The sequence below is a fragment of the Micromonospora salmantinae genome (assembly GCF_022230905.1).
Taxonomy (GTDB): domain Bacteria; phylum Actinomycetota; class Actinomycetes; order Mycobacteriales; family Micromonosporaceae; genus Micromonospora; species Micromonospora salmantinae.
The window spans coordinates 456,393-467,734 of record NZ_JAKKFG010000042.1; the positions used below are offsets into that span (position 1 = coordinate 456,393).

The following is an 11,342-nucleotide window of genomic DNA, read 5'->3' on the forward strand; positions in this document are numbered from 1 at the left end:
GGGACGAGCGCGAAAGAACGAAGGGCCCGCTCACGCGGGCCCAGGGCAAGCGCGGAAGCCCGATAGCGGCGTCGCGCAGCCCGCTCAACTGCAGTTGAGCGGCGTTCCTGCTGTCGGAAAGCTGTCACGGCGCGTGGTGCGGGCTGTGCAAAGCGATGATCGTCCCTATCCTGACGTGTTCACCGCAGGCTAGCCCCGTGGAGTGTCGTGGATCCTCGACAGGTACGACGTCTGGCAGAGCAGTCTGCCAACTTCGGGTTCCTCAAGGAACACCCGCTACTGGTCTGGTACGGCGCGGGCGCTGAGCTGCTCGTCTATGTCGACGCGCAGGCCGCGATGTTCAAGATCCGCGCCTTCGGCGACGAGATGGCCAAGGATCTCGTCAGGCGCACCGGCGCGAAGCCGCAGAAGAACGACTTCTATCACCGGGTTCAGGCCCTGTATGGCGATGGCACGCTCGTGGCGGAGACTTACCACGCGTTCGACCGTCTCCGCGATCAGGGCAACAAGGCCGTACACGATCACCTGGGTGAGGTGCGTGCGGCGCTGGACATGCTGCGGACCTGCTTCGAGCTGGGGGTGTGGTTTCACCGGGCGCTGACCGGCGACCGCACTCCGCTCGGCTTCGTGCCACCGTCCCCGCCGCCTGAGCAGGTGTCGCAGAGCATCGCCGACGGGCTCCAGGCCGAGATCCAGCGCTACAAGGACGAGTTGGCGCAGACCAAGCTCTTGCTGGAAGGCAAAGCGTCCTTGGCGCAGGCCCAGGCGGATGCGATGGTCGCTGCGGACCGCGCCGTTCGCGATGCCGACGCCCGCCGCGATCAGGCCGCTGCGCTGGTGGCGAGCCTCACATCGGCGGCCGAGGCAGAGCAGGCGGCGCTGGACAGCAAGGCGACGGCCAAGGTCTCGGCGGCTCGGCGCGAGGAGTTCATCGCCCGCGCCCGTCGTGCCTCGCACGAACCGCTCAACGAGATCCAGACCCGAGTCGAGATCGACAAGCAGTTGGGCGCGGCCGGCTGGATCGTCCAGGACGAGAGCCAGATCAACCTTTGGGCCGGCACCGGCATCGCCGTGCGGGAGGTGACCCTGGCGACTGGCCGGGCCGATTTCCTGCTCTACGTCAACCAGCGGCTGGTCGGCGTGATCGAAGCGAAGCGGGAGGGGACCGCGCCTCGTGGGGTCGAGGCGCAGCTCGACCGCTACCTCAACGGGCTCACCGCCGAGCAGAAGCTCGCCGCATGGCACCGGGACGATCCGCTGCCTTTCGGCTACGTCGCCACGGGCACCGAGACCGCCTTCGTCAACCGGCTTGACCCGTTCCCGCGTACCCGCGGGGTCTTTGCCTTCCATCGGCCCGAGACGTTCGCTCGGTGGATGCGGGAGGCCGACGACGACCGGTCGGTGCCGACGTTGCGGGCCCGGCTGCGGCGAATGCCGGCGCTGGACCGACTCGGCCTGCGGCCCGCCCAGGTGGACGCCATCGACGGGCTGGAACGCTCCCTCGCCGAGGATCATCCGCGCTCGCTGATCCAGATGGCCACCGGCGCTGGCAAGACGTTCACGGCGGTCACCAGCAGCTACCGGCTGCTGAAGCACGCCCGCGCCGTGCGGATCCTGTTCCTGGTCGACCGCAACAACCTTGGCAAGCAGACCCTGCGGGAGTACGCGGGCTACCAGACCCCGGGCGACGGGCGGAAGTTCACCGAGCTGTACAACGTCGATCGGCTCTCGGGCACCGGCATGCTCGACTCGTCCGCCGTGGTCATCTCCACGATTCAGCGGCTCTACGGCGCGCTGCGGGGCGACGACTTGCCGGACGTGGATCTCGATGACCGGGCGTACGACGACTATGAATTGGACGAGCCGGCCGAGGTCGCCTACAACCGACACCTTCCGCCGGAAACGTTCGACCTGATCGTGGTCGACGAATGCCACCGCTCGATCTACGGCAAGTGGCGAGGCGTCATCGAGTACTTCGACGCGTTCGTGGTCGGGCTCACCGCCACGCCGGTCAAGCAGACGCTGGGCTTCTTCCAGCAGAACCTGGTCTCCGAGTACACCTACGAGCAGGCCGTTGCCGATGGGGTGAACGTCAGCTTCGACGTGTACCGGATCAAGACGGAGATCACCGAGAAGGGCGCCGACATCGAGGCCGGCACCGTCGTGCCACTGCGCGACCGTCGCACCCGGGCCGAGCGTTACCAGGAGCTGGAGGACGACTTCACGTACGGCGGCAGTCAGGTCGGCCGGTCGGTGATCTCGAAGGGGCAGCTCAAGCTGGTGCTGGAGACGTTCCGGGAGAAGCTCTTCACCGAGATCTTCCCCGGTCGGTCGACAGTGCCCAAGACGCTGATCTTCGCGCGGGACGACAACCACGCCGAGGAGATCGTGCAGATGGTCCGGCTGGTCTTCGGACGAGGCAACGACTTCGCCGCGAAGATCACCTACGCCTCCCGCAAGGGCGGCGACAACCCGGACACCCTCATCCAGGCGTTCCGCAACAGCCCGGAGCTGCGTATCGCGGTGACCGTCGACATGATCGCCACCGGCACCGACGTCCGGCCACTGGAGTGTGTGTTCTTCCTCCGGCCGGTACGCAGCGCCACCTACTTCGAGCAAATGAAGGGTCGTGGCGCCCGCACCATCGACGCCGCCGAGTTCCAGGCCGTCACGCCTGACGCCGAGGTCAAGGACCGGTTCGTCATCGTCGACGCCGTTGGTGTCACCGAAGCGGACCTGGACGAGGCCGTGCCGCTGCAACGGCACACCGAACGGCAGATCTCGTTGCGCGACCTGCTCAAGAAAGCTGGCACGCTGACCGCCGACGCGGACGAGGTGGCCACACTGGCGGCCCGGCTGGCCCGACTGGAGCAGCAGTTGACCGATGACGAGCGTGCGGAGCTGGCGGATCTCGCTGAGCAGCCACTCACCGGCATCGTGCGGGGCCTGGTCGACGCGGTCGCCCCCGAACAACTCAACCCGGCCAAGGAAGCTGGCCCGGACGCCGTACGCGACCTGCTAGCCGGCGCGCTGCGCCCGCTCGCCGCGAACCCGGCGCTACGCGAGCGCATCCTGGAGATCCGGCGGGCGCACGACATCACCATCGACGAGGTGAACGCCGACAAGCTGATCTCGGCGGCCGGTGTGCCGCCCGAGGAACGCGCCCAGGTGACCGTGAAGAGCTGGCACGACTACCTGGAGGAGCACCGCGACGAGATCACCGCGTTGCAGGTCTTCTTTGAGGGGAGGGGTCGGGTGGGCTACGACCAGCTCAACGAACTCGCGAAGCGGATTGCCCGGCCGCCCCAGGCGTGGACGCCGGAGTCGCTGTGGAAGTCGTACGTGCTCCTCGGCCGCACCGCGGAGGCTCCCGGCACCCGAGGCACGACGGATCTTGTCAGCCTCATCCGGTATGAGTTGGGGCTCGATCAGGAGCTGCGCCCGTACCGCAGCCTCGTCGAGGAGCGCTTCCGTGGGTGGCTGCTCCGGCAGGAGCAGGCGGGCGCTACGTTCACTGCCGATCAGGCATGGTGGCTGGAGAGGATCAAGGACGTGATAGCGGTCAGCGTGGAGATCAGCCCGGACGACCTGGAGGGCGCGCCGTTCAGCGAGCGGGGCGGGATCGACGGGTACGCGGGCGCGTTCGGGAAGCGCGCTGAACCGTTGTTGAACGAGCTGAACCAGGAGTTGTCCGCATGACCGATCTGCCGTCGGGATGGACGAGCGCAAGGCTTGACGAGGTCGCTGAAGTCCGCCTCGGCCGTCAACGATCGCCGAAAAACCACACCGGCGACCACATGCGCCCATACCTCCGTGCAGCCAACGTTGGCTGGAATGGTCTCAAACTTGATGACGTGAAGTCGATGAACTTCACGGATGAGGAAGCGAAGATCTACCGACTGCAGCCGGGCGATATTGTCCTTGGGGAGGCGTCTGGTAGTCCGGGTGAGGTCGGAAAGCCGGCCATCTGGAAGGGCGAGATCGAGGATTGCTGTATCCAAAACACATTGCTACGCGTTCGTTGCCACGGCCCTGATCCTCAGTACCTACTCCACTTCTTGCGCTTCGAGGCGCTTCGAGGCGCATTTGTGAAGCAATCGAGGGGCGTCGGAATCTACCATATAGGTGCCACTCGCCTATCTTCCTGGGCAATTCCGATACCACCACTCGCCGAGCAGCACCGCATCGTCGACGCCCTCGAAGATGCCCTGTTGATTCTCGCCGCAGGAGTAGCGAATCTTTCCAGGAGCAGTGCACGGCTCGATTCGCTGAGCAGGGCTCTGATGAAGGCGCTACTGGGTTCTAGCCTACTCAAACAGCGGAAGTTGGGCACACTGCTCGCCGAGAAAATGATCAATGGCAGGTCGGTGCCTACTCGGGCCGGTGGTTTCCCGGTGCTTCGCCTAACCGCGTTGCGTGGCGATGAGATTGATCTAGCGGAGCGCAAATCCGGCGCGTGGAGCCTCGGCGAGGCGCGGCAGTATCTGGTGCATCAGGGCGACTTTTTGGTAAGCCGGGGCAACGGATCGCTTCGGCTGGTGGGGCGTGGAGGGCTGGTCTCTCAAGATCCTAACCCTGATCCTGTTGCTTTCCCGGACACGCTGATTCGAGTTCGGGTGGATAAAACTGCGGTCAGGCCGGAGTTTTTGACACTCGTCTGGAATTCGCCTCAAGTGCGTCACCAAATCGAGCAGTTGGCACGCACTACTGCCGGCATATACAAGGTTAACCAGGCCATGCTGTCCGACGTTGCGATTCCCGTGCCGAAGCTCGATGAACAGGATCGGATCATCGCTCAATGGAAGGCGACAGCCCAGGAAACGCGACGCTCGCGTGCGGCACTGATGACCGCATCGAAGCGGGCCGCTCAGTTGCGCATTTCGCTGTTATCGACGGCGTTTGCGGGGCGGCTGGTGCCACAGGATCCGGATGACGAGCCGGCGTCGGAGTTGTTGGCGCGCATCCGAGCCGAGCGGGCAGCCGCGCCGCCGAAGCAGAAGGTGCGCTCTTCGCGTACACAAAAAGAGTTGGCGGCGCCGCCGACAAGGGTGACCGGCGACAACTACCAGCAGGAGGCACTGCCGCTGTGAGCACTGTGGATTCGCGCCGGTTGGTGCAGAAGCTATGGAACTACTGCGACGTGCTGCGCGACGACGGCGTCTCGACCATCGACTACGTCGAGCAGTTGACGTTCCTGCTCTTCCTCAAGATGGCCGACGAGCGGGCCAATCGAGAGATGCGGCCGGAGCAGATCGTGCCCGACGAGCTGAGCTGGCAGACGCTGCTCGATGCCGAGGGCGACGCTCTGGAAGTGCAGTACCGGCACGTCCTCACCGGCCTTGCCCGGGAGGACGGCACCCTGGGCACGATCTTCCGCAAGGCGCAGAACAAGATCCAGGACCCGGCGAAGCTCAAGCGGCTGATCGTCGACCTGATCGACAAGGAAGAATGGTCGCGAGCCGGCGTCGACGTTAAGGGTGACGCCTACGAGGAGTTGTTGGCCAAGGGTGCCGAAGACGCCAAGTCCGGTGCCGGCCAGTACTTCACCCCGCGAGCACTGACGGTTGCCATGGTCGACTGCATGCAGCCCACCCCCGACGACACGATCACCGACCCGGCCTGCGGGACCGGCGGCTTCCTGCTCGCCGCGTTCGATCACATTCAGCGGCACCACGGCGCTGAACTCACCCCGGATCAGCGACGCAGGCTTGCCAACGGCGCGATCACCGGCACCGAGTTGGTCGACGGCACCGCCCGGCTCGCCGCCATGAACATGCTGCTGCACGGCATCGGCACGCCCAGTGGCGACTCCCTGATCGCGATCAGGGACGCGCTCGGCAAGGAGCCGGACCGCCGCTACAGCCTGGTCCTCGCCAACCCGCCGTTCGGCCGCAGCTCCTCGATCCGGATGGTCGGCGAAGATGGCCGCTCCACCCGAGAAGAGCGGGAGATCGAGCGGAACGATTTTTGGGCCACCACCGCCAACAAGCAGCTCAACTTCGTCCAGCACATCGCCTCGCTGTTGGAGATCAACGGCCGGGCCGCGGTCGTCCTGCCGGACAACGTGCTCTTCGAGGGCGGGGCCGGGGAGACGATCCGCCGCCGGCTGCTCAAGCAGTACGACCTGCACACCATGCTGCGCCTGCCCACTGGCATCTTCTACGCCGGCGGGGTGAAGGCCAACGTGCTCTTCTTCGAACGCAAGCGCGCCCGCGAGGAGCCGTGGACCCAGAAACTCTGGGTGTACGACTTCCGTACCAACCAGCACTTCACGCTGAAGCAAAACCCGCTGCGTCGCGAACATCTCCAGGATTTCCTCGACTGCTACCTGCCCGGCAAGGACCGTGACGAGCGTGTTGAGACCGAGCGGTTCCGGGCGTTCTCCTACGAGGAGCTGATCGTCCGAGACAAGGTGAACCTCGACATCACCTGGCTCAAGGACGCCTCCCTGGAGGACGCCGACGCGCTGCTACCGCCGGAGGTGATCGCGCAGGAGATCGTCGAAGACCTGGAGGCGGCGCTGCGCGAGTTCGCCGCTATCGCTGAAGCGCTGGGCGCCTCGAAGCCGAATACGAACTGACTGTCCTCGCTACGAGCCCGAGGTAATGGAGGTGCTGGAGTGACCGACTCTCCCATTCGTGGTGATGGCTTTACGCTCAAAGAACTGTTCAGCCTCTTGAAGTTCCGGCTCGACCCTTACCAGCGCGAGTATAGTTGGGGCCGGAGCAACGTCAAGGCGCTGATTGATGACCTGACCGACCACTTCGTCGAAGACTGGACGCCTGGCGACGAGCGACGCGCAGTGCGTCACTATCGACCGTACTTTCTCGGTCCCTTTGTCTACTATCAGGACGACGAGACGGCGGCGCTCGTAGACGGACAGCAGCGGATTACGACTCTGCACCTGTTGCTTCTGCATCTACGACGGCTCGCCATTGAGGCCGAGCAGGGCGAGTATCAGATTGACATTGCCGCACTGGAGCCCCTCATCGCCGGTAATTCATACGGCGAGCGTGCCTATGTGATCCGGTCCGACGAGCGTAGCCCGGTCCTTGAAGCGATCTTCGAGGGCAAGCCGCTTTCGTTGCCTGCAGACGCTGGGCCGTCGGTCGTCAACCTGTACGAGCGCAGTCAGGAACTCGACGCGCTGCTGCCGGAGTCGATACGAGACGAGGCGCTGCCGCTGTTCATCCATTGGCTGCTCAATCGGGTTTGTCTGGTAGGCATCAACGCCAACAATCGCCGGCAGGGCTGGGAAATCTTCGAGACGATGAACGACCGGGGGGTGCAACTCGGCCCGGCTGACCTGCTAAAGAGCTTTCTCCTGCGGAGCGCTCGTAATCGCGACAACCTGCCTCGGCTGGGGGAGGCATGGAGCGGTGTTCTGGCGAGAATCGACCACCGCGCCCCGCAGGCTGCGGCGAAGTTCCTCCAAGCGTTGCTGATCGGCCGGTACGCCCAAAGCTTGGATGAAATCACCGACATTGGGGTGTCGTTCCACGGGTGGGTGCAGGAGAACGCCGCTGAGCGGATGAATCTTAGGCACGCTTCAGATTTCGCGCGTTTCGTCGAACACGATCTCGTCCGTCTATCCGGGCGGTATGCCACGCTGAACGCAGCGACGAAAGTCTTGGAACCAGGTCTAGAAGTGTTGTTTTACAACGCCAAGAACGAGATCGACCAGATGCCTCTCCTGCTGGCGGCGATCGATCCGGACGACAGCAACGCTCAATTTCGAGAGAAGGCATCGCTGGTCGCCGCCTATCTGGATATTGTCTTTGTGCGGATGGCCGTCAACAATCGCATCACCAAGTCGAATGAGTTGTATGCCCCAGTTTTGCCACTGATCCTTGGTCTGCGAGCAAGCTATGACATCGACACCCTTACGAAGTTTTTGGGCCGGCAGATAGCTCAGTTGGACGCAGACTTCACTGGAGTTAAGCGGTATGGCCTGCGTGCCGACAATCGTGCGCAGGTGAGGTATCTATTGGCCCGGATGACGGCCTTCGTGGAAACTGAGTGTGGCGGACAGAACGAGATGGTCCGGTACCTGGACAAAGATGAACCGTTCGAGATCGAACACATCTGGGCGAATAAGTTTGAGCGCCACCAGGCTGAGGTTAGGGTTGAATCGGAATTCCGACTGCAGCGTAACCGACTAGGAGCTCTGCTGTTGCTGAGGAAGTCTCACAACGCGAGTTACCAGGACGCACCGTATGAGCGGAAGGTCGAGTGGTATCGTAGCCAGAATCATTTGGCTGCGTCGTTGCATAAGGTAACCTGGGAGCGCAATAGGCCCTTCACTGAAGGTGTGGTAAAAAAGCGTAAATTGGAAAAGCTCTTCCATCCGGTTGCCCGCTTCGACATGGGTGCCATTGAGCTGCGGCAACGTCTGTACGAGCGCCTCTGTGAGATTATCTGGGACCCGAAACGACTGGGTTTCATTCTCCCGCCCAATGCCGCACCGGTTGCCGTCGATAGCGCCGAGGCCGTTATGCTGATCCCTGATCAGCGGTTATCTTCGGCGGTTACCAGACGCACGCGAGCGCATTTCGGTGGTGTTACGTTGGCTCGATTGGTTGCCGCTGGGGCGCTCGGTGTGGGTGAGGAGTTGGTTCTCACTTACAAACGCGTGGAATACTTTGCTCGAATTAACAGCTCCGGGCATATACAGCTAGATAGTGGGGAAATCTTTGAGTCGCCGTCCCCGGCTGGGTTGACGGTCACCGGAATGGGATCCATTAACGGCTGGAGTGCCTGGAAGGTGCGCCGGGGTGATAAAAAGACCTCGCTCTTTGATGTTCGAGCGGACGCCCTTTCTCGTGGTCTGCTAGAAGAGGGTTGACGATAGCTGTCACAACCGACTTGGCTTTTATTCCGACTCCGCTCGACGGAATCGTTGTCTCCCAAAGTGGGCGGGGCAACCGTCCGCTGTAGGCCGCTCAACCAGTACGACTTGCACACATGCTAGGCCTACCCACATCATCTTCTGGGCTGCCGAATGCAGGTCGACGTGCTCTTCATCCACTGCCGAAGCGTGCCCGGCATGAGTCGGGGAACCATAACTCTGAGTGCACGACTTTCGCGCCAGCGACCGCCTCACTTGAAATCGAAACACCCCTGCCGCCCGAAGTGATTGCTCAGGAGGTCGTCGAGGACCTGGAAGCCGGGCTGCGCTACTTCACCGGCTTCACGGATGCCTTTGTCATTGCGGGCCGCACAGCGACCACGGACAGCTGAGCAGAGCGGGGTGCTCGCGGGACGTCCGCGAGCAGCTAGTCCGGTCAGTCGCTTACTTACGGGTGATGCGGAACGTCTGCTCGAAGGTCGGGTAGTCGCAGACGTCCTGGTTGCACAGTTCGAAGCCACCGCTGATCAGCGCGACACCCCTGTGCAGGACCAGTCCGCCGCCTTCCACCCACGCTCGCCCGGTCACGGCTTGCGGCTCGCCGGTGCAGCTGTTGAGGGGCGCCCAGCCGGACGCGTAGGCGACCCTGTCGCCCGACCGCTGCCGGACGATCAGCTCGGTGGCGCCGGACAGGCCGGCTGGGCAGGTCACGGTGAGGGTGATGTCCACGGCGACGCCTCGTGCGACAAGGGTCGCGGAGGTGACGTCGACGCTGCTCGCCGCGCTTGCCGGCGTCGGCGCCAGCATGATGGAGAGTGACAGCCCGAGTAGTGCAATGGCGGTGATGATGCGGCGCACGACGGTCCTCCTTGCCGGAGTGGGGTGCTTACCTGCCGTCACCCTAGCCCTCACCAGCCATGAGGCGCATCAATCACACTCGATGACGACGACCGGGATCTCGCGGTCGGTCTCCTTCGCGTAGCGGGCGTACGTCGGGAAGACCTTCGTCATCACCGGCCACAGCCGGACGCGCTCCTCGCCGGTCGCGGTCCGGGCTCGACCCGTGATCCGCTCCGCGCCGACCTGGATCTCCATTGCCGGGTCGGCGCTCAGGTTCAGGTACCAGGCGGGGTGCGTGGCCGCGCCGCCGTTGGACGCCACCAGCAGGTAGTTGTCGCCGTCGCGCCCGTACATCAGGGCCGTGCGGCGCAGCGTGCCCGACCGGCGTCCGCGGGTGGTGAGCAGCAGCGAGGGTACGCCGTGGAAGGTGCCCCCGTCGGCGCCGTCGGTCCGCACGTAGCGCCGGATGTGGCTGGCGACCCAGCCGACCGGGCTGTCCTCGACCGTCTCGTGCTGCTCGTGTGTGGTCACGCCATCGCCTTCATCGTCGAGTCGAACGGACGCATCGACCATACGTCGGGGTCAGCGCGCTCGGGACGATCAGCCGCGTGAGCGCGGCAGGCAGCACTTCTTGTACTTGGCGCCGGACCCGCACCAGCAGGTGTCGTTGCGGCCGGGCGGCCAGGCGGTTACGCCGGCCTCGTCGAGGCTGTCGGCGTACTCGTCGAGCGTTTCCTCGCTGGTGGGGTCGCTTCCGGTGCGTTCGGCGAAGGCGGCCAGGCCGGCGGCCGTGCCGACGACCACCCCCAGGTCGATGCCGCCCATCCCGGAGGCGTCGACGAGGGCGCGTTCGAGCTGGGCGCGGTGCTCGTCCCAGGTGGCGGGGAAGCTGTCGACGAGGGTGGGCCAGCGCAGCAGCAGCGCGGTGAACTCCGCCTTCGGCCAGAACAGCAGCGTCGCCGGGCCGTCGTCGAGGGCGTCGAGCGCGTGGGTGCTCGCGGCGCGCAGCCGGTCGGCGAGGTTGTCGTACTCGTCGTGGGGTAGGCCCTGCTCTTCGCGCAGGTCGTGCCGCTGCTGGGCCAGGCCGTAGAGCATGGCGGCAGCCTCGTCCTGGGCGTCCTCGGACGCGTACTGCTGGGTCCGGGTCCGTTCCAGGATGGCGTCCAGCGCCTCGGTGAGCCACTCCAATGCCGTGTCGGCGTGGCCGGACTCGGCCAGCTCGTCGATCAGGTACGTGGCCGCGGGGTCGGTCTCCAACAGCGGACGCAGTGCGGTCAGCTCGGCCATGCCCTCGTCGGTGCGCCCGAGGCGCAGCAGCAGGCCGCCGCGCACCGCTCGCGGGTACGCGTTGTCGTCCGGCTGCTCGGCGATGGCGCGGGTGGCCAGGGCGAGCGCGTCGGCCAGGTCACCGGCCTGTTCCAGGATGTCCACGGCGACGAGCAGGGCGTACCCGGTGTCGTGGGGGTCCGCGACGCGCCCCTCGTCGACGGCGCCCACCAGTTCGGCGACGAGCGCGGCCGGGTCGAAGCTCTTGAGGCCCAGGGAGCCGATCTCTTCGATGCGGTCGGCGGTAAGCAACTCGGACATGGGCGCATCCTGAAAGACGACGGTCGGTGGGTGGGGGAGCGGCCAGCGTACTCCTGGACAGGGAGCA

The 11,342-nt window shown here is 64.8% G+C and carries 7 protein-coding genes; 4 read left to right on the forward strand and 3 right to left on the reverse strand.

Going from position 1 to position 11,342, the window contains the following annotated elements; all coding sequences use genetic code 11:
- The first annotated feature begins 207 nt into the window (after positions 1–207).
- The 4 genes from PSH03_RS25980 to PSH03_RS25995 are packed head-to-tail and all read left to right on the forward strand — an operon-like array spanning position 208 to position 8,845.
- Positions 208–3,699 carry a DEAD/DEAH box helicase family protein gene (locus PSH03_RS25980; protein WP_238690668.1) on the forward strand — a complete coding sequence of 1,164 codons (3,492 nt, stop codon included), beginning with the start codon at positions 208–210 and terminating at the stop codon, positions 3,697–3,699.
- The gene (locus tag PSH03_RS25985; RefSeq protein WP_238690669.1) at positions 3,696–5,090 is read left to right on the forward strand and encodes a restriction endonuclease subunit S; all 1,395 of its coding nucleotides are present in this window, start codon (positions 3,696–3,698) and stop codon (positions 5,088–5,090) included. The genes PSH03_RS25980 and PSH03_RS25985 overlap by 4 nt, the downstream gene beginning before the upstream one ends.
- Positions 5,087–6,580, forward strand: a complete 1,494-nt coding sequence (locus tag PSH03_RS25990; RefSeq protein ID WP_238690670.1) for a type I restriction-modification system subunit M — start codon at positions 5,087–5,089, stop codon at positions 6,578–6,580. Before PSH03_RS25985 ends, PSH03_RS25990 begins: the two co-directional genes overlap by 4 nt.
- A gap of 39 nt (positions 6,581–6,619) precedes the next feature.
- Positions 6,620–8,845, forward strand: a complete 2,226-nt coding sequence (locus PSH03_RS25995; RefSeq protein WP_238690671.1) for a GmrSD restriction endonuclease domain-containing protein — start codon at positions 6,620–6,622, stop codon at positions 8,843–8,845.
- Between the two features lie 447 nt (positions 8,846–9,292).
- Here PSH03_RS25995 and PSH03_RS26000 read toward each other — a convergent pair whose 3' ends face one another.
- The 3 genes from PSH03_RS26000 to PSH03_RS26010 form a co-directional block, all read right to left on the reverse strand.
- Positions 9,293–9,706 (reverse strand): hypothetical protein, encoded by a 414-nt coding sequence (locus PSH03_RS26000; protein ID WP_238690672.1) that lies wholly within the window; start codon positions 9,704–9,706, stop codon positions 9,293–9,295.
- Between the two features lie 69 nt (positions 9,707–9,775).
- Positions 9,776–10,219 carry a nitroreductase family deazaflavin-dependent oxidoreductase gene (locus PSH03_RS26005; protein WP_238690673.1) on the reverse strand — a complete coding sequence of 148 codons (444 nt, stop codon included), beginning with the start codon at positions 10,217–10,219 and terminating at the stop codon, positions 9,776–9,778.
- Positions 10,220–10,288: 69 nt separating this feature from the next.
- Entirely contained in the window at positions 10,289–11,275 is a 987-nt protein-coding gene (locus tag PSH03_RS26010) for an SEC-C domain-containing protein (RefSeq protein ID WP_238690674.1), read from the reverse strand.
- Positions 11,276–11,342 lie beyond the last annotated feature (67 nt).

Coding starts and splice junctions, on each gene's coding strand:
- PSH03_RS25985 (WP_238690669.1), top strand. CDS start 3,696: ATGACCGATCTGCCGTCGGGATGGACGAGCGCAAGGCTTGACGAGGTC.
- PSH03_RS26010 (WP_238690674.1), bottom strand. CDS start 11,275: ATGTCCGAGTTGCTTACCGCCGACCGCATCGAAGAGATCGGCTCCCTG.